Below are 16699 nucleotides of genomic sequence, written 5' to 3' on the forward strand. Positions count from 1 at the left end.
GTCGCCATGTATACGGGATCGGGCAGCTGTTTCGATAATTGATTTCGCCAATCGTCAGCTAGCGCCTTTTGCGCGAGCCGATACGAATCCACGTCGGCGCATGGTCGCTGGCATGCGGCTCGTTGCGTACCCAGGCGTCTACCCCGGCCTCATGCAAATACGGACTGAGCGCCGGGTTGAGCAGCAGGTGATCAATGCGCAAACCGGAGTTGGTTTGCCAGTGCTGACGAAAATAATCCCAGAAGGTGTATAGACGATCTTCGGGATACAGATGGCGTAGCGAATCGGTCCAGCCCTGATCCAGCAACCGCTGATAACACGCACGGCTCTCGGGTTGCAGCAACGCATCCTTGAGCCAGGAACGGGTGTTGTAGATGTCCATGTCGGTGGGTACAACATTGTAGTCACCGGCCAGCACCACCGGATGATCGCTGCCTTGCAGGTCTTTCGCGTAGCTGATCAGTCGTTCGAACCAGGCCAGTTTGTAATCGAATTTCGGTCCCGGTTGCGGATTGCCATTGGGCAAATAAAGGCAGCCAACCAATACCCCGTGCACCGCCGCTTCCAGGTACCGGCTGTGCTTGTCATCAGGGTCGCCGGGCAGCCCGCGCCGACTCTCCAGCGGTTGCGCATCGCGGGCGAGAATCGCCACCCCGTTCCACGCCGCCTGCCCTTGCCAGATCGCGCCGTAACCGGCCGCTTCCAGTTCAGCGGCGGGAAACGCACTGTCGAGCGACTTGAGCTCTTGCAGACAAGCAATGTCGGGCTGCTCGCGCTTTAGCCACTCCAGCAGGTTCGGCAATCGAGCACGCAAACCGTTGACGTTGTAAGTGGCGATCCGCAGATTTTTCATTGGCTGAGGCTCCTGCCCATGGTCTGTAGAAAATCTGACTCCGCGTCACTCGCGCCGGTTGCATCGGATCGGCACGTTGCGGCGTAATAGGCCATCCACCCGCACCGCCGAGAACCGAATCCATGCAAACTACGCTGCAAGGCCAGCGCATCGTTCTGCGCCCGCTTCAGTATGCCGACGCCGACGCCCTGCTCCACGCCGCCGCTGACGGCGAGTTGTGGAACCTCACCGTCACCGTCGTGCCGTCGCCGGGCACCGTCGACAGCTACCTGAAAAAAGCCTTGGAAGGCCGCGACGCCGGCACGGTCATGCCGTTTGTCATTGTCTTGAAGGACAGCGGCGAAGTCATCGGCTCAACGCGGTTCTGGAAGATCGACCCGCTCAATCGCAAGCTGGAAATCGGCAGCAGCTGGATCGCCGAACGCTGGCAGAAATCCTTCGTCAATACCGAAGCCAAATACCTGATGCTGCGTCACGCCTTCGAAGTGCTCGACTGCGTGCGCGTGCAGTTCACCACCGATGAAAACAATCAGAAATCACGTCAGGCGATCCTGCGCTTGGGCGCACAACAGGAAGGTATCGTCCGCCATGAACGGATCATGCCGGATGGACGCAAGCGCAACTCTGTAAGGTTCAGCATCATCGATGACGAGTGGTTACAGGTTCGCCAGCGCCTTGAACAGAAGTTGGCGGCGTACGACTGAGGCGACCGCTCGTCACCCGACAGGCACCAAGTGCGACGCGCCTCAGACCAATGTCAGGTAACCGGCCCTATTCTGGAGACCTACCATGACTACCCGCACACTGACGTCACTCGTGCTTGCCGGCCTGCTGGCAAGCACTTCCGCCGCAGTCTTCGCCGCCAACGATGGCGCGGATGCCACCGGCACCAAATCCGGTGCCACCAGCGGCTCGAACATGCCACCCAACAGCACACCTGGCGCCCCTTCAAGCAGCACTGGCAATGGCAATGACGGGGCCAGGACTGGCACCGGCACCGGCACCAACGGTGGCGCCAGCGGCTCGGGTTCAGGTGCCGGGGGTGGCACCGGTGCAGCGGGCGGCGGCACCGGCGGCGCAGGGGGTGGTACTGGCAGCTGAACGAACAAGAGCAGGCCATGGTGAGCGCCATGGCTTGTCTGATTGCGCGCCGATCAACGATCCGAGCGCATCAGCTCCCCGATCACGGTTTCCATCGACAACACGGCGGCGCGATTTCGTCCGGCATTTTTCGCTTGGTACAGTGCAGCATCGGCGCGCTGGATAAACACTTCGGGGCTGTCATTGCCCAGAGGGATAAAGGAGTAGCAACCGAGGCTCACCGTGAGATACCCCGAAGGCGAGCCGCTGTGAGTGATGCGTTTGTCCATCACGCTACGCCGGATCTGCCCGGCAATGGCCAGTGCGCCATTGATGTCGGTGTCCGGTAGCAACACGGCAAACTCCTCACCGCCATAACGTACGGCCAGATCAGCCTTGCGCTGACAGCAACTCTTCACCACCTGCGCAACCTGGGTCAGGCAATGATCCCCTGCGACGTGGCCATAGGCGTCGTTGTAGCGCTTGAAAAAATCAATATCGAGCATGATCAGGCTGACCGGGCTCGACTGCCGTGCGCCGCGGGCAAATTCGATGTCCAGCGAACGCTCGAACAGCCGCCGGTTGGCCAACCCGGTGAGGCTGTCATGGGTGGCAATCTGTTCCAGCGTACGTTGTGCCTTGCGCAGGTTTTTCTCGATCCGTTCGCCGTCACGCACCTGGTGGATGAACACCCAGCCGAACAGACCGACCCCCAGAATCACCAACGCGATGATCACACTGGACTGGAACGCGCGCGCGTGCCAACCCTTGAGAATCGTGTCGCGCGACGTCGCCGCCGCCACCACCAACGGATACGACGCCAGTTGCCGGTAACCATATAAACGCACGACGCCGTCGACCACCGAGTTGATCATCGCCGTACCGGCCGAAGCCTCGGGCAACAACGACTGATAAATCCTGCCCTGCGCCAGCGAAGAACCGATCAAACCCTCATCGAAAGGTCGACGCGCCAATAGTGTGCCGTCAGTCAGACCGAGAAACATGATGCCGTTGTTATCCAGGCTGAAGCTTTCGAAGAACCGGTCGAAGTAGGACATTTTGATCCCGGCCAGCAACACGCCCTGGAAGTTGCCGGCGCGATCGTTGATGCGTTTCGAAATCGGGATGATCCATTCGCCGTTCTCGCGGCTGCGAATCGCCGGGCCGATGTGCGCCAGCGTCGAGGCATTCTGTTGATGAAATCTGAAGTACTCGCGATCCGCAACACCAGCGTCGCGCGGCAGATCGGTAAACGAGGTGATCGCCCACTGCCCCTCGCGATCGAACAGGAATATGCCATGCAACTGATCCAGTTGCTGCACGCGCCGGGCAAAGGTTTTCTGCAAACGCGCCTTCTGGCCGGAACCGTAACCATCGTCCTCGATCCAGTCGGCCAGGCTGGTCAGCACCAGATCAGCGGCCAGAAAGGTGTCCTCGGCCTGTTGCGCCATGGCCCGGGTCAGATTGCCCGAAACCATTTCAGCCATTTCCAGATCCTGCCGGCGCGACTGCTCGAGCTGCAGGTACAGCAAACCGAACAGGCACAGACATACCGCAACGATAAACAGCGCCGCCGCTTTGCGCAGCGGCAGACGCTTGAGCGTGCCGGAGGCTTGTTGCGGATCGTGAATGGGGATAGGCAAAAACGTGTCCTGGGCAGGTACGACAGGGGCAAACGCCCGAAACCCTTGTGTTGATGAGCGTAGCCCACCGGGACATACCGGGCAAACGCCCTGATCCCGCCCAGTAGTATCGGCGCGCAGCGAGTTTGGATGATCGCTGTTCGCCGATTTATTTTCGATTGTTCTTTACGGTTAGTCCGTTGTGAAGTGCCAGGCGGCGCAGTGCACCGTGCAGTGAAGCGCTGGCTAGCGACCTCGATCTGGAAATCCTGCGCATCGGCATGCCGGAAGACTTCGATGCCCGCCGCATGGCGCTGATCCTTGCCGGCTTCACCCGCAACCACCCGCACGCGTCTGGAAACCATCAGCGGCATGAGCCTGGAGCTGCGCCAGCGGCTCGATGCTGGCGACATCGACATCGCCCTGATCAAACGCGAACCGGACAGCGGCCCGACATGGGCAACCTGGCCGGAACGGCTGGTATGGGTCAAAGGCGTGGATTTCGATTCGTCCAGTGGCGTGCTGCAGCTGGCGCTGTTTCCTCAAGGCTGCCTGTATCGGCAGCGGGCGATTCGTGAGCTCAATGTTGCGCAAGGGCCGTGGCGGGTGGCGTTGATCAGCCGTGAGGGGGTCTTGAACGGGTTACAGCACGGCTTGGTGGAGTTTTTGCGTGGGGAGTTGGGTGTGGATGCAAATGGGCAAGTCTGATGGCGCGTCTGGCTTCACTGCCAACTTTGGAGAAATTGCAGCCTGGTTGTTATTCGATATAGCTGTTGGAAATAGTGGACTCATGAGTAAAAAAACTAAATGAACCCGCGAACCTCTTACTTCTTACAGTAGAGGCTTACGAAAAATACGCCGACCCTAGGACGCTCAAGACCCGCTCAGAATTCGCTTAAAGCACAGCAATCTCTGACACGGGTCAGAATCGGTTTCGAGGGAATAACCATGCAAACGACAAGACTTGCCTACTGCGCACTCGCCCTGCTATTTACACTCGAGAGCCCACAAATTCTTGCGGCACACGACCAGGAATACCAAGGGGCTTGGGCCCAGTCAAAAGCCTACAGAAGCTGCACCGGCGATGACTGGACCACTCAAAGTCCGGAAGGTGTTTGCAATTTGAAACAGACCTGCCAAAAGATTAAAAAAACCGACCCACTAGCAGGTAACAGCCCGGCGAGTTCCACGTATCAGAAACAGTCTGTCAGCTTTCCACTGAACGATGTATCGAAGTTGAATAACTGCGACGGCATTCTAAAAATCACGCCCTGCTAATGATAAGAACGAGGTGAGCACCAATAGCCCACCGCGTTGAAAAACCATATCGTCTTGAGTTATTAATCGATCAGCGCGACGGCGGCACCCGAATATCTCCCGCCCGGCACTGGGTTTTCACGCCCTTGCCACACGCGCCGAACTGTAGATCCTTACCCATGCACACGCGCACTTCCGACAGTTCCGGGCCGCTGCAAATCACCGCGATCCCATCGGCCGGAATTCCCGGGTTGGCCTTGCGGAACAGATCGGCGATTTCCTGGGCTTCGAAGTAATAGGAACTGCTGAACGGTTGCAGTTCGTCCGGGATTTTCACCGCCGCCACGGCTTTGTCCGCTTCATCCAGATAGCCCATCGCGCCGAGACCGCTGCACGTGCCGTGCTTGGACCATTCGTGGTCGAGCAGTTTTTTGGTCGGGAACAGCGTCAGGCCCTGGCTGGTTTGCGCCGCATTCAACGTCGTCAGCGGTGGGCAGGATTCCGGCCAGCCGCCCTTGGCGTATTGCGGCCACAAACCGTGAAGCACAAAGCCGTAGCCTTTGCCCGTGCACTGCGAGTCATCTTTGTGCGTCAAACAAAAGGTCGGCGACCAGGACAACGCCAGCAGGTAGTAGTCGAACACCCCCGCCACCGATTCCGTCTGCGCCTTGCTCGGCTGTGATTGCCGCGCCGAACTCAAGCCGATGCTACCGGCCGTCAGCGCGATCACCGCGAAAATTGTAAACAGCTTTTTCATCTACCCGCTCCTTGGGACGCCTGCGTCCGTGGTTTTCGATCCTGGCCAGACTGGGCCAGCGCTGATTTCGCCATGTTTGTGTTGCAAGCGCATGACGCAAGGCAAGGCCGTACGCCGTTGAAAGGTCTACGATTAACAGGCAGACATCAAACCAAGGGATCCGAAATGAGTAAAGCAGACGAACTCGCCGCCAAACTCAAGCAAACCCGGCACACCCACGCGGATGCCGCGCTGGAGATCGATTGCTGGCCGGCGCAGGTGTACGACTTGTACCACCGCATTGAAGCCTGGTTACAGCCAGTCACCGAGGTCGGGTTGAAGATTCGGCGCAATCCTACCCACGTTTGCGAAACGTCTCCCGATGGTGAATCCCACGATTACGCCATCGACCAACTGGTGATCGAAGCCAATCATCAAAGCCTGACATTCGATCCCATTGCGCGGTTTACCGAGGATGGCGCCGGGCGGGTGCAGATCATCCCGTCAGCCACGGACACCTACCTGCTGCGTACCGTGGATGAACACGGTGAAAGCCATTGGTGGGTGCAGTCGATTGAAACAGGCCAACAGTTGGACGCCATCGCCCTGACCGAAAACAATCTGTTGCTGGCGGTGCAGGAAGGCCTCGGCCTGTAGAGCAAATGATCAAACTGTCAAAACTGTAATCCCCGCCTCAGCCAACTGAAAGCTGGCGCTGGTTAGCCTCCCCGTCATGAGTCAAACGGGGATTTCCAGCGCATGCCTTCCAACCCATCACGACGCACCTTCGTCAAAGGTCTCGCCGCCGGTAGCTTGCTCGGCGGCCTCGGCCTTTGGCGCACGCCGGTCTGGGCGCTCGACGCGCCAGGTCAGGTGAATGAACTGAGCGGCAGCGACTTCGAACTGTTCATCGGCGAAACCCCGGTCAACTTCACCGGCCGCCCTCGCACGGCGATGACCATCAACGGCAGCCTGCCCGGCCCATTGCTGCGCTGGCGCGAAGGCGACACCGTGAAGCTGCGGGTGCGCAACCGGCTCAGCGCCAGCACCTCGATCCACTGGCACGGCATTCTGCTGCCGGCGAACATGGACGGCGTGCCGGGCTTGAGCTTTCACGGCATCGAACCGGGCGGCGTGTACGTCTACCAATTCAAGCTTCGGCAGAACGGCACCTACTGGTATCACAGCCATTCCGGCTTGCAGGAACAGGCCGGCGTCTACGGCCCGCTGGTGATCGACGCCCGGGAGCCTGAGCCGTTCCAGTACGACCGCGAGTTCGTGGTGATGCTCAGCGACTGGAGCGACGAAGACCCGACCAGCCTGATGAAGACCCTGAAAAAGCAGTCCGACTACTACAACTTCGACAAACGCACCGTCGGCGACTTCATCAGTGACGTCAGCGAGAAAGGCTGGGGCGCCACCATTGCCGATCGCAAGATGTGGGCAGAAATGAACATGAACCCCACCGACATTGCCGACGTCAGTGGCGCCACCTACACCTTCCTCATGAATGGCCACGCACCGGATAACAACTGGACCGGCCTGTTTCGCCCCGGTGAAAAGCTGCGCCTGCGCCTGATCAACGGCTCGGCGATGACCTACTTCGACGTGCGCATTCCCGGACTGAAAATGACCGTGGTCGCGGCGGATGGCTTGCACGTCAAACCGCTCAGCGTCGATGAACTGCGCATCGCCGTGGCCGAGACATACGACGTCATCGTCGAGCCGGACGCCGAGGCGTACACCCTGTTTGCGCAGGCCATGGATCGCAGCGGTTATGCCCGTGGCACCCTCGCCACTCGCGCCGGGTTATCTGCGTCCGTACCGGTACTCGACCCGCGCCCACTGGTGACCATGGACGACATGGGCATGGGTGGCATGGATCACGGCTCGATGGACATGAGCGCCATGGATCACTCGGCGATGGGCCCGATGCAAGCCCATCCCGACAGCGAAAAAGACAATCCGCTGGTGGACATGCAAGCCATGAGCACCGCGCCAAAACTCGACGACCCGGGCCTCGGTCTGCGCAACAACGGCCGTCGCGTGCTGAGCTACGCCGACCTGCGCAGCACTTTCGAAGACCCGGATGGCCGCGACCCGAGCCGCACCATCGAACTGCACCTGACCGGTCACATGGAGAAATTCGCCTGGTCGTTCAACGGCATCAAGTTCTCCGACGCCGAGCCTTTGCGCCTGAAGTACGGTGAGCGCATTCGCCTGGTGCTGGTCAACGACACGATGATGACCCACCCGATTCACCTGCACGGCATGTGGAGCGATCTGGAAGACGAAAACGGCAATTTCCAGGTGCGCAAACACACCATCGACATGCCGCCCGGTACGCGCCGCAGTTACCGCGTGACCGCCGACGCACTCGGCCGCTGGGCTTATCACTGCCATCTGCTTTATCACATGGAAATGGGCATGTTCCGTGAAGTGCGGGTGGAAGCATGAAGGGGCCGTTGATGACTCTATTCACTGCGTTTTCCTTGCTGCTGATCGGCAGTTCGGCCATGGCTGCCGGCGACATGCCGGGCATGGATCACAGCCAGATGTCCGGCATGGATCACCCGGCCATGCAAAGCATCGACGACGGCATGATGCAGCCCGCCGCGCCGACCGAAAGCCGCACGCCAATACCGCCACTGACCGACGCCGACCGCGCCGCCGTATTCACCAGCCCCGGCGGTCATCAAGTCCACGACAGCGCGATCCACACGTACTTCCTCGCCGACAAACTCGAATGGCAGGACGCCGATGACGGCAGCACGTTGGCCTGGGATCTGTCCGGCTGGATCGGGGGCGACATCGATCGGCTGTGGCTGCGCTCCGAGGGCGAACGCAGCAATGGCAAAACCGAAGATGCCGAGCTTCAGGCGCTGTGGGGCCATGCGATTTCGCCGTGGTGGGACGTGGTCAGCGGTGTGCGTCAGGACTTCAAACCCGGCGCGCCGCAGACCTGGGCCGCGTTCGGTTTGCAGGGCATGGCGCTGTACAACTTCGAAGCCGAGGCCACCGCTTTTATCGGTGAAGGGGGCCAGAGCGCCGTCCGGTTGGAGGGTGACTACGACATCCTCCTGACCAATAGGCTGATCCTCCAGCCGACCGCCGAACTCAATGTCTACGGTAAAAACGATCCACAACGCGGCATCGGTTCCGGCCTTGCCAACACTGAAGCCGGCCTGCGTTTGCGCTATGAAATCTGCCGCGAATTTGCGCCGTACATCGGCGTGACGTGGAACCGCACCTACGGCAACAGCGCCGATTACGCCCGTGAAGAAGGCGAGGATCGCAGCGAAGCGCGACTCGTGCTCGGCGTGCGGCTGTGGTTCTGAATTCCCTTAGAAAACACCCCAGAGGTCTTGCATGCGCACCTTGAAAATCACCCTCGTACTCGCCAGCGCCTTGCTCCTGAGCAACCTCGCCCAGGCCCACCCGAAACTGCTCTCGTCGACCCCGGCCGAAGGGGCCGACGGCGCCGCACCCGGCAAGATCGAACTGCATTTTTCCGAGAGCCTGCTGACGCAATTCTCCGGCGCCAAACTGGTGATGACCGAAATGCCCGGCATGGCCCATTCGCCGATGCCGATGAAAGCCAAAGTCAGCGCCGGCAGCGACCCGAAAAGCATGCTGATAACCCCGCTCGCGCCGCTGCCCGCCGGTACTTATCAAGTCCAATGGCGCGCGGTGTCTAGCGACACGCACCCGATCACCGGCAACGTCTCGTTCAAAGTGAAGTGAGCGATGGGCGAACTGATCAACATCATCCTGCGGTTTGCGTTGTATGTGGATTTGCTGCTGGTGTTCGGGCTGGCGTTGTTTGCGCTGTACAGCGCTGAGACGCTGCTGCGGTTTCGGCCAATGCTGCGCGGGATGGCATTGATCGGGGCGTTGTTGTCAGTGGCAGGATTGGTGCTGATGACCAGTGCCATGAGCGGCGAAACCGCGCTCGCGGCGCTGTGGCCGCCTGTGCAAATGATGGTGTTGGAAACGGATGTCGGGCTGGCGTGGGCCGTGCGGATGACTGCATTGATCGTCGTGGTGATTCGGCCGGGTTTGTGGCTTGCATCGTTTGCCGGCGCAATCGCCCTCGCCTCTCTGGCCTGGAGCGGGCATGGGGCGATGGACGAGGGCGCGCTGCGCTTCTGGCATTTTCTCAGCGACATTCTGCACCTGCTGGCGGCGGGTACGTGGCTGGGGGCGATGCTGGCGCTGGTGTTGATAGCGCGGGGGCTGGTTGATGAAGCGCGCATTCGTTCGCTGGCGTTTGCGGTTCGGCGCTTTGAGTGGGTCGGCGCAGCGATTGTGCTGACGCTGTCGATCACCGGCGTGGTGAATTACTTGTTCATCATCGGCCCGAGGCTGGATGAAGTGTTACTCGGCACGTACGGGATGCTGCTGGCGATCAAGGTTTTACTGTTTGCCGCAATGTTGGTGTTGGCGGCGTTGAACCGCTTTCATCTCGGGCCGGCATTGGCGCAAGCGTTACGCGATGGGCAGCATGTCGTCGCGGTCAATGCGCTTAGACGAAGCGTTGTCGTTGAACTGGCAATCGCATTGCTGATCGTGGCACTGGTGGCGTGGCTAGGCACATTAAGTCCGGACGCGGGATGACACCCGGGAAAGCCTTTCACTACACTGGGCCACCTTCCTTTTCAGAAGCCCATTTGCAATGACAATTCTAAAAAGCACGATGATCTTCTGCGGCCTGCTGACCCTGGCCGCCGGCGCTCACGCAGAGCAAAACCCTGCACACCTCGACAGCATCCAGCAACAGGGTGAACTGCGCGTCTGCACCACGGGCGACTACAAGCCCTACACCTTCAAACGCCCCGACGGCGACTTCGAAGGCATCGACATCGCCATGGCGCGCTCGCTGGCCGACAGCCTCGGCGTCAAAGTGCAATGGGTGCAAACCACCTGGAAAACCCTGATGCCGGACATGCAGGCCGGCAAGTGCGACATCGGCATGGGCGGCATTTCGGTGACGCTGGAGCGGCAGAAAAAAGCCTACTTCAGCAACACCCTCGACACCGACGGCAAGATCCCGCTGGTACGCTGCGCCGATGTCAGCAAGTACCAAACCATCGAGCAGATCAATCAGTCCAACGTGCGCCTGGTCGAACCCGCCGGCGGCACCAACGAAGCCTTCGTCCACGCCTTCCTGCCCAAGGCGCAACTGGCCCTGCACGACAACGTTACGATCTTCCAGCAACTGCTCGACAACAAAGCCGACGTGATGATCACCGACGCCTCGGAAGCGCTGTACCAGCAGAAACTCAAACCGGGTTTGTGCGCGGTCAATCCGCATCAGTACATGCAATATGGCGAGAAGGCTTATCTGCTGCCGCGCGATGACATCAGCTGGAAACTGTACGTCGATCAGTGGCTGCACTTGAGCAAAGTCACCGGCAAGTATCAGCAAACGCTAAGCGAATGGATTGCCGTGCCTGCCGCGCAGTAATCCTCAATCGTCATGCAACATGCCGGAGCTGTATTGATTGAGACTGCTGCCGATACTGTTGCCACCAAACTTCAACGTATTGGCGTTGCGCCCCTCCGGCGACTGACAATCGCCGGAGAAACAACGGGTGGTGGTCAAGCCACCCGCGCCCGAACAGGCACTCAACACCGATACCGTTGCAGCGATCAACAGCACTTTGACGACATTAAGGCGCATGGCACGATTCCCCTCGGGATGAACAGCGACGATCTCGCCAACATCCTAGGCCTGCGCCGCAATCGGCAAGATGAAACTTTGCTGATCGACAGCGCCGGTTCAGAATCGCTTACCCGCCGAAAAGGACATCCCCATGCAATTCTTGCCCCTCACCGACGCCAGCCCTGCTGTCCAGGCCCACGTCCGCACCCTGCGCAATCAGCCGGACGTACGCAAATTCATGTACACGTCGCATGAAATCTCCGAGCAGGAACATGCGAATTGGCTGAACTCGTTAAAGGGCAATCCACGCCAGCAAGTGTTTGTGGTGATCAAGGATGAGCAGGCGGTGGGGGTTGTTTCGTTGAATGCGATCAATGTTTTGCACAGGAGCGCGGATTGGGCGTTTTATCTGGATGTGGGGTTGCAGGGTAAGGGCTTGGGCAGTGTCGTTGAATTCTGGATGCTGGATTATGCGTTTGGCGTGGCGGGGCTGGAGAAGCTGAATTGTGAAGTGCTGGCGATGAACGCGGCGGTGGTGAAGATGCATCAGAAGTTCGGGTTTGAGGTTGAGGGGGTTCGCCGGCAGAACATCTTCAGGGATGGTGCGCGGATCGACGTTGTTCTGCTAGGTATTACCAAAGACGAATGGCAACACAAGCGCCCTGCTTTGGCGCCTGTGATCGAGCGGCTCAACGCCGTTTAAGGTCTGGAGCATTGCGATTGAAACGTGAACTGAACCCTGCCGACCTATACAAAATCCGCGCAGCCCTCTCCGATATTTTCGTCGACACCGGCGTCGATTATCCCTACATCGCCCGCGAAGTCGAAGGCTACGACCCGGAACAGGTTAAAGACATTCTGTATGCCGAAGTTGCCGTCGTCTGCGCGTGGAACCTGGAATGTGTACTCCCGCCGGTCTGGACAGGTTTCGAACTCGATGCGTTGAACAGGGACATCGAGCAAATGCTGCTCGCAAACACGAACAGCTGGATTCGGCGGCAACTGCATAAGCTGCACACCGCGTGGTTGCGATTCAGCTATCGGGAAGTCTGGGCAGAGATTACCGCTCACTGCAAAGGCTGGAATTAATACAGCCCTGCGTGGCAATGGCACATCAACGACATACAACGCGTTGAAACTGAAAAGATGATTGCCCCTCTGCCCGTTCAGTCCTTTCCTGGTTTAGGAATCGCAATCCGGCTCCCGGTCTTGACCTCGCGCAACGCCAGGCTGGACTGAATGGAGGCAATCCCCACCTGACGCCTGAGCACCTGCTCGATGAAGTCGCTGTAGCTATCAAGATCCTCCGCCAACACCTGCAACACATAATCGGCATCGCCGGTGATCTTGTGGCAGGCCACCACCTGCGGCAACTGCGCAATCACCGCCTCGAAGGCGTCCGGCGCGTGGTCGGCATGGGTGGAAAAACGAATGTGCACGAACGCCATGATATCCAGCCCGAGCATTCGCCGATCAAGGTTGGCCTGATAGCCCTTGATCACCCCCGCCTCCTCCATGCGCTTGCGCCGCCGCCAGCACGGCGTAAGGCTCAGCGACAGCCGCTCGCTGAGTTCAGCGTTGGAAATACTGGCGTCCTCCTGCAACAACTCGAGAATCGCCAGGTCGGTCTCGTCGAGGCTGATGCGTTTGGATATTTTTTTCTGCATGACGCCATTCCTGAGTAAAAACGCCCGAATAATCGACCAAACCACGAACACAAAGCAAAGAAAGCGCAGCCCAGCAGGAACAGAATATTTGCACTGGCTAACAATAACGGATGCGCAGAATGTTTACAGTTTTCAGTGATTCCCACCGCTTGCACCACGGCACCGAATTGAAAGACGGCGTGCTCAAACCGTCGTTCGAACAACCGAGTCGGGCCGACACCGTGCATAACCGCGTCAAACAGGTCGGCCTCGGACAGATCGTCGAACCGCGCGCGTTCGACCGCTCGTGCTACGTCAACGCGCACAGCGAGCGCTACGTCAGTTTTCTCGAAAGTGCCTGGATCGAATGGAGCGCAACCGGTCGCACTCACGACGCCTTGCCGTTGGTGTGGCCGGTGCGCGATCTGGCCGGCGAAGAGGTGCCGACCTTCATCGATGGCAAGCTGGGTTTCTATGCCATGGATGCTGGTTCGCCGATCACCGCGACGACTTGGCAAGCGGTGAAAACCAGCGCCGACATTGCCCTCACCGGCCTGGCCCTGCTCGATGAAGGCCACGACAGCGCCTTCGCCCTGTGCCGCCCGCCCGGCCATCACGCCGCGCGCGAATACATGGGCGGTTATTGCTACCTCAACAACGCCGCCATTGCTGCGCAACGAGCCATCACTCAGGGCGCCAAACGTGTCGCGGTGCTGGACGTCGACTTCCATCACGGCAACGGCACGCAGAACATTTTTTACCAGCGCAGCGACGTCATGTTCATCTCATTGCACGGTGAACCGGCGGTGTCCTATCCGTACTTCTCGGGCTACAGCCACGAAGTCGGCGCGGGTGCAGGCGAGGGTTACAACCTCAACTATCCATTGCCGAAAAACACCACATGGGAGAGCTACCGCAACGCCCTGCTCCACGCCTGCAAAAAGCTCCAGCAGTTCGCCCCTGAAGTGCTGGTGATTTCCCTCGGTGTCGACACGTTCAAGGACGACCCCATCAGCCATTTCCTGTTGGAAAGCGATGACTTCATCGGCATCGGCGAACTGATCGCCAGCGTCGGCTGCCCGACCCTGTTCGTCATGGAGGGCGGCTACATGGTCGATGAAATCGGCATCAATGCCGTCAACGTGCTGCACGGTTTCGAGAGCAAACGCAGCTGAGCCAGCTCGCGCTCTACAACCTTTCAATGACTGGATCGGAGAATAAGACCATGACGCTTTTTATTGATGTCGATGATGCTGCACGCCTGTTCACCCAGGTCGGTATCCGCCGCGCCCTTCGCGAAATGGCCGGCTACATCGAAGCGGACTACGCACGCTGGGCGCAGTTTGATAAATCGCCGCGCACGGCCAACCACTCGGCAGACGGCGTGATCGAGTTGATGCCCACCGACGACGGCCAGCAGTACTCGTTCAAATACGTCAACGGCCACCCGAACAACGGCCAGCAGAACTTGCTCACGGTCATGGCTTTCGGTCTGCTGGCCGATGTGCAGAGTGGCTATCCGACGCTGCTCAGCGAACTGACCTTGACCACCGCCGTGCGCACCGCAGCCACCTCCGCGCTGGTGGCGAAATCGCTGGCTCGTCCGGATTCGATCTCGATGGCCCTCATTGGCAACGGTGCGCAAAGTGAATTTCAGGCACTGGCCTTCCATGAAATGTTGGGCATCAGCGAAATCCGTATCTTCGATATCGATCGCGACGCTTCTCTCAAGTTAAAGCACAACCTCGCGGCGTTCCCGGACATCGAAGTGATTTTGGCCAGCTCTGTGAAGGAAGCGGTCAAAGGTGCGGACATCGTCACCACGGTCACCGCCGACAAAGCCTACGCAACCATTCTGACCCCCGAAATGATCGAGCCAGGCATGCACATCAACGCGGTCGGCGGTGACTGCCCGGGTAAAACCGAACTGCACGCCGACATCCTGCGCAACGCCCGGGTCATCGTCGAATTCGAACCGCAAACGCGCATTGAAGGCGACATTCAGCAACTGGCAGCCGATTCCCCGGTGATCGAGTTTTTCCGCATTGTGCTGGGCGAAGTCGCCGGACGCGAAAACCATGCGCAGGTGACGGTGTTCGATTCGGTGGGCTTTGCCCTGGAAGACTTTTCCTCACTGCGCTACCTGAAAGACTTGGCGCAGGCACAGCAAATCGGCCAGCGCATCCACCTGGTGCCGACGCCGGCCAACATCAAAAACCTCTTCCAACTGCTCGATCCGCAACCGGCCAAAGCCTCGCGTCTGCGCACCGTCAGTTGATCGCTAACCGCCGCCCCCAAGCCACGGGGGGCGATTCACTTTGTGATTAGCCGCTGCACCTCTAACAAGAACGCTCGACACCTACTTTCTGCCAAAACTCAAAAACATAAAATCAAGAGGTTTTGCAATGAAATCGACCCCTTCCGGGCTGCCTGAACAGCCCGCGCTGCAGCGCACGCTCAGCAATCGTCACATCCAGTTAATGGCCATGGGCGGTGCCATCGGAACCGGCCTGTTCATGGGTTCCGGGAAGATCATCGCCCTCTCCGGCACGTCGATCATCCTCATCTACATGATCATCGGCCTGTTCGTGTTTTTCGTGATGCGCGCCATGGGCGAAATGCTCCTGTCCAACCTCAACTTCAAAACCTTCGCCGACTTCGCCGGTGCCTACCTCGGCCCGCGCGCGGCGTTCTTCCTCGGCTGGTCGTACTGGCTGAGCTGGAGCGTGGCGGTGATCGGCGACGCCGTCGTGGTCGGCGGCTTCTTCCAGTACTGGTTCCCCGATGTCCCGGCGTGGATACCCGCCGTCGGCATGCTGGCGACCCTGTTCGCCCTCAACGTGCTGACCGTCAGGCTATTCGGTGAAGTGGAATTCTGGTTCGCGATCATCAAGATCATTGCCGTCGTGACCCTGATCGGCGTCAGCACCGTGCTGATCGCCAGCTCCTTCGTCTCACCCAGTGGCGTCACCGCGTCCCTGAGCCACCTGGTGGACAAACAGGCGGCGTTCCCCAACGGTTTGTTCGGCTTCTTCGCCGGATTTCAAATGGCGATCTTCTCCTTCGCCGGCACCGAGTTGATCGGCACCGCCGCCGCCGAAACCCGCTCGCCGGAGAAGACCCTGCCCAAAGCCATCAACTCGATTCCCCTGCGGATCATCCTGTTCTACGTACTCGCGCTGACCTGCATTATTGCCGTGACCTCGTGGCAACAGGTCTCCCCGGTCAAAAGTCCCTTCGTCGAACTGTTCCTCGTCGCCGGGTTTCCCGCAGCGGCCGGCATCGTCAACTTCGTCGTCCTGACCTCAGCGGCCTCCTCGGCCAACAGCGGCGTGTTCTCATCGAGCCGCATGCTGTTCGGGCTGGCCAACCAGGACAACGCGCCCGGCCTATTCCGCCGACTGTCGAGCAACAGCGTGCCGCTGCTGAGCCTGGCGTTCACCACGCTGTTGATGCTGGTCGGCGTGCTGGTGCTGTTCATCGTGCCGGAAGTCATGACCGCGTTCACCATCGTCTCCACCGTGTCGGCGATTCTGGTGATTTTCACCTGGTCGACCATCCTTGCGTCCTACATCGCCTACCGCAAAAAACGTCCGGATCTGCATGCGAAGTCGGCTTACAAGATGCCCGGCGGTGTGCCGATGGCGTGGTTCTCGTTGGCGTTTTTGGGGTTTGTGCTGGGGTTGCTGGCGTTGCGGCCTGATACGCGGATTGCGCTGATGGTGATGCCGGGGTGGTTTGTCTGGTTGGGGATTGCTTATCAGTTGACGCGGTTGAGGAAGCCGAAATCTGCGGTTGAGTCGGCTAGTCAGTTTGGCTAGATCTGCAAGCGAAAGCCGT

The 16699-nt window shown here is 59.5% G+C and carries 20 protein-coding genes; 15 read left to right on the forward strand and 5 right to left on the reverse strand.

What is annotated here, in order from left to right:
* Positions 1-58: 58 nt before the first annotated feature.
* Positions 59-853 carry an exodeoxyribonuclease III gene (gene xth / locus CQ009_RS05160; protein ID WP_105705078.1) on the reverse strand — a complete coding sequence of 265 codons (795 nt, stop codon included), beginning with the start codon at positions 851-853 and terminating at the stop codon, positions 59-61.
* Positions 854-975: 122 nt separating this feature from the next.
* Here xth and CQ009_RS05165 point away from each other — a divergent pair, with 122 nt between their 5' ends.
* Entirely contained in the window at positions 976-1557 is a 582-nt protein-coding gene (locus tag CQ009_RS05165) for a GNAT family N-acetyltransferase (RefSeq protein WP_105705079.1), read from the forward strand.
* Positions 1558-1642: 85 nt separating this feature from the next.
* Positions 1643-1954 (forward strand): hypothetical protein, encoded by a 312-nt coding sequence (locus CQ009_RS05170; RefSeq protein WP_064389105.1) that lies wholly within the window; start codon positions 1643-1645, stop codon positions 1952-1954.
* Positions 1955-2007: 53 nt separating this feature from the next.
* Here the strand turns inward: CQ009_RS05170 and CQ009_RS05175 are convergent, their stop codons facing one another.
* On the reverse strand, positions 2008-3576 hold the full coding sequence (locus CQ009_RS05175; RefSeq protein WP_105705080.1) for a GGDEF domain-containing protein: 1569 nt from the start codon (positions 3574-3576) through the stop codon (positions 2008-2010).
* Between the two features lie 300 nt (positions 3577-3876).
* Here CQ009_RS05175 and CQ009_RS05180 point away from each other — a divergent pair, with 300 nt between their 5' ends.
* Positions 3877-4263 carry a hypothetical protein gene (locus CQ009_RS05180; RefSeq protein ID WP_256585374.1) on the forward strand — a complete coding sequence of 129 codons (387 nt, stop codon included), beginning with the start codon at positions 3877-3879 and terminating at the stop codon, positions 4261-4263.
* Positions 4264-4503: 240 nt separating this feature from the next.
* Positions 4504-4833 carry a hypothetical protein gene (locus CQ009_RS05185; RefSeq protein WP_105705081.1) on the forward strand — a complete coding sequence of 110 codons (330 nt, stop codon included), beginning with the start codon at positions 4504-4506 and terminating at the stop codon, positions 4831-4833.
* A gap of 70 nt (positions 4834-4903) precedes the next feature.
* On the opposite strand, the gene CQ009_RS05190 is transcribed toward CQ009_RS05185, so the two are convergent.
* Entirely contained in the window at positions 4904-5569 is a 666-nt protein-coding gene (locus CQ009_RS05190; protein WP_064389102.1) for a ribonuclease T2, read from the reverse strand.
* A gap of 165 nt (positions 5570-5734) precedes the next feature.
* Between CQ009_RS05190 and CQ009_RS05195 the strand changes: the two genes are divergently transcribed.
* From CQ009_RS05195 to CQ009_RS05220, 6 genes are all read left to right on the forward strand, one after another.
* Positions 5735-6205 (forward strand): hypothetical protein, encoded by a 471-nt coding sequence (locus tag CQ009_RS05195; protein ID WP_016984581.1) that lies wholly within the window; start codon positions 5735-5737, stop codon positions 6203-6205.
* Positions 6206-6307: 102 nt separating this feature from the next.
* The gene (locus CQ009_RS05200; RefSeq protein ID WP_105705082.1) at positions 6308-8005 is read left to right on the forward strand and encodes a copper resistance system multicopper oxidase; all 1698 of its coding nucleotides are present in this window, start codon (positions 6308-6310) and stop codon (positions 8003-8005) included.
* An 11-nt stretch (positions 8006-8016) separates the two neighbouring features.
* Positions 8017-8886: a copper resistance protein B gene (locus CQ009_RS05205; protein ID WP_105705343.1), complete on the forward strand. Its 870-nt coding sequence runs from the start codon at positions 8017-8019 to the stop codon at positions 8884-8886.
* Positions 8887-8917: 31 nt separating this feature from the next.
* Complete coding sequence (gene copC / locus CQ009_RS05210; RefSeq protein WP_105705083.1) at positions 8918-9292, forward strand: copper homeostasis periplasmic binding protein CopC; 375 nt, start codon at positions 8918-8920, stop codon at positions 9290-9292.
* Between the two features lie 3 nt (positions 9293-9295).
* Positions 9296-10165: a copper homeostasis membrane protein CopD gene (gene copD / locus CQ009_RS05215; RefSeq protein WP_105705084.1), complete on the forward strand. Its 870-nt coding sequence runs from the start codon at positions 9296-9298 to the stop codon at positions 10163-10165.
* Between the two features lie 58 nt (positions 10166-10223).
* On the forward strand, positions 10224-11015 hold the full coding sequence (locus tag CQ009_RS05220) for a transporter substrate-binding domain-containing protein (RefSeq protein WP_105705085.1): 792 nt from the start codon (positions 10224-10226) through the stop codon (positions 11013-11015).
* Positions 11016-11018: 3 nt separating this feature from the next.
* Here CQ009_RS05220 and CQ009_RS05225 read toward each other — a convergent pair whose 3' ends face one another.
* Complete coding sequence (locus CQ009_RS05225) at positions 11019-11231, reverse strand: hypothetical protein (RefSeq protein ID WP_064389097.1); 213 nt, start codon at positions 11229-11231, stop codon at positions 11019-11021.
* Between the two features lie 133 nt (positions 11232-11364).
* Between CQ009_RS05225 and pseH the strand changes: the two genes are divergently transcribed.
* A complete protein-coding gene (gene pseH / locus CQ009_RS05230) occupies positions 11365-11916 on the forward strand; it encodes a UDP-4-amino-4,6-dideoxy-N-acetyl-beta-L-altrosamine N-acetyltransferase (RefSeq protein ID WP_105705086.1) in 552 nt (183 codons plus the stop codon).
* 17 nt (positions 11917-11933) lie between these two features.
* Positions 11934-12302 carry a hypothetical protein gene (locus CQ009_RS05235; RefSeq protein WP_256585375.1) on the forward strand — a complete coding sequence of 123 codons (369 nt, stop codon included), beginning with the start codon at positions 11934-11936 and terminating at the stop codon, positions 12300-12302.
* 77 nt (positions 12303-12379) lie between these two features.
* Here CQ009_RS05235 and CQ009_RS05240 read toward each other — a convergent pair whose 3' ends face one another.
* On the reverse strand, positions 12380-12880 hold the full coding sequence (locus CQ009_RS05240; protein ID WP_093433799.1) for an Lrp/AsnC family transcriptional regulator: 501 nt from the start codon (positions 12878-12880) through the stop codon (positions 12380-12382).
* Between the two features lie 119 nt (positions 12881-12999).
* Between CQ009_RS05240 and CQ009_RS05245 the strand changes: the two genes are divergently transcribed.
* The 3 genes from CQ009_RS05245 (at position 13000) to CQ009_RS05255 (ending at position 16680) form a co-directional block, all read left to right on the forward strand.
* Positions 13000-14034 carry a histone deacetylase family protein gene (locus CQ009_RS05245; RefSeq protein ID WP_105705087.1) on the forward strand — a complete coding sequence of 345 codons (1035 nt, stop codon included), beginning with the start codon at positions 13000-13002 and terminating at the stop codon, positions 14032-14034.
* A gap of 50 nt (positions 14035-14084) precedes the next feature.
* The gene (locus tag CQ009_RS05250) at positions 14085-15137 is read left to right on the forward strand and encodes an ornithine cyclodeaminase (RefSeq protein ID WP_105705088.1); all 1053 of its coding nucleotides are present in this window, start codon (positions 14085-14087) and stop codon (positions 15135-15137) included.
* Between the two features lie 127 nt (positions 15138-15264).
* On the forward strand, positions 15265-16680 hold the full coding sequence (locus tag CQ009_RS05255; protein ID WP_105705089.1) for an amino acid permease: 1416 nt from the start codon (positions 15265-15267) through the stop codon (positions 16678-16680).
* Positions 16681-16699: the final 19 nt, after the last annotated feature.

It is taken from the genome of Pseudomonas sp. MYb2, from assembly GCF_002979955.1.
Lineage (GTDB): Bacteria > Pseudomonadota > Gammaproteobacteria > Pseudomonadales > Pseudomonadaceae > Aquipseudomonas.

Bases quoted from the DNA above. Each gene is read 5' to 3' on its own strand.
- CQ009_RS05165 (WP_105705079.1), top strand. From the start codon at position 976: ATGCAAACTACGCTGCAAGGCCAGCGCATCGTTCTGCGCCCGCTTCAG.
- copC (WP_105705083.1), top strand. From the start codon at position 8,918: ATGCGCACCTTGAAAATCACCCTCGTACTCGCCAGCGCCTTGCTCCTG.
- CQ009_RS05245 (WP_105705087.1), top strand. From the start codon at position 13,000: ATGTTTACAGTTTTCAGTGATTCCCACCGCTTGCACCACGGCACCGAA.
- pseH (WP_105705086.1), top strand. From the start codon at position 11,365: ATGCAATTCTTGCCCCTCACCGACGCCAGCCCTGCTGTCCAGGCCCAC.
- CQ009_RS05170 (WP_064389105.1), top strand. From the start codon at position 1,643: ATGACTACCCGCACACTGACGTCACTCGTGCTTGCCGGCCTGCTGGCA.
- CQ009_RS05250 (WP_105705088.1), top strand. From the start codon at position 14,085: ATGACGCTTTTTATTGATGTCGATGATGCTGCACGCCTGTTCACCCAG.
- CQ009_RS05205 (WP_105705343.1), top strand. From the start codon at position 8,017: ATGACTCTATTCACTGCGTTTTCCTTGCTGCTGATCGGCAGTTCGGCC.
- CQ009_RS05240 (WP_093433799.1), bottom strand. From the start codon at position 12,880: ATGCAGAAAAAAATATCCAAACGCATCAGCCTCGACGAGACCGACCTG.
- CQ009_RS05185 (WP_105705081.1), top strand. From the start codon at position 4,504: ATGCAAACGACAAGACTTGCCTACTGCGCACTCGCCCTGCTATTTACA.
- copD (WP_105705084.1), top strand. From the start codon at position 9,296: ATGGGCGAACTGATCAACATCATCCTGCGGTTTGCGTTGTATGTGGAT.
- CQ009_RS05200 (WP_105705082.1), top strand. From the start codon at position 6,308: ATGCCTTCCAACCCATCACGACGCACCTTCGTCAAAGGTCTCGCCGCC.
- CQ009_RS05220 (WP_105705085.1), top strand. From the start codon at position 10,224: ATGACAATTCTAAAAAGCACGATGATCTTCTGCGGCCTGCTGACCCTG.
- CQ009_RS05225 (WP_064389097.1), bottom strand. From the start codon at position 11,231: ATGCGCCTTAATGTCGTCAAAGTGCTGTTGATCGCTGCAACGGTATCG.
- xth (WP_105705078.1), bottom strand. From the start codon at position 853: ATGAAAAATCTGCGGATCGCCACTTACAACGTCAACGGTTTGCGTGCT.
- CQ009_RS05255 (WP_105705089.1), top strand. From the start codon at position 15,265: ATGAAATCGACCCCTTCCGGGCTGCCTGAACAGCCCGCGCTGCAGCGC.
- CQ009_RS05190 (WP_064389102.1), bottom strand. From the start codon at position 5,569: ATGAAAAAGCTGTTTACAATTTTCGCGGTGATCGCGCTGACGGCCGGT.
- CQ009_RS05195 (WP_016984581.1), top strand. From the start codon at position 5,735: ATGAGTAAAGCAGACGAACTCGCCGCCAAACTCAAGCAAACCCGGCAC.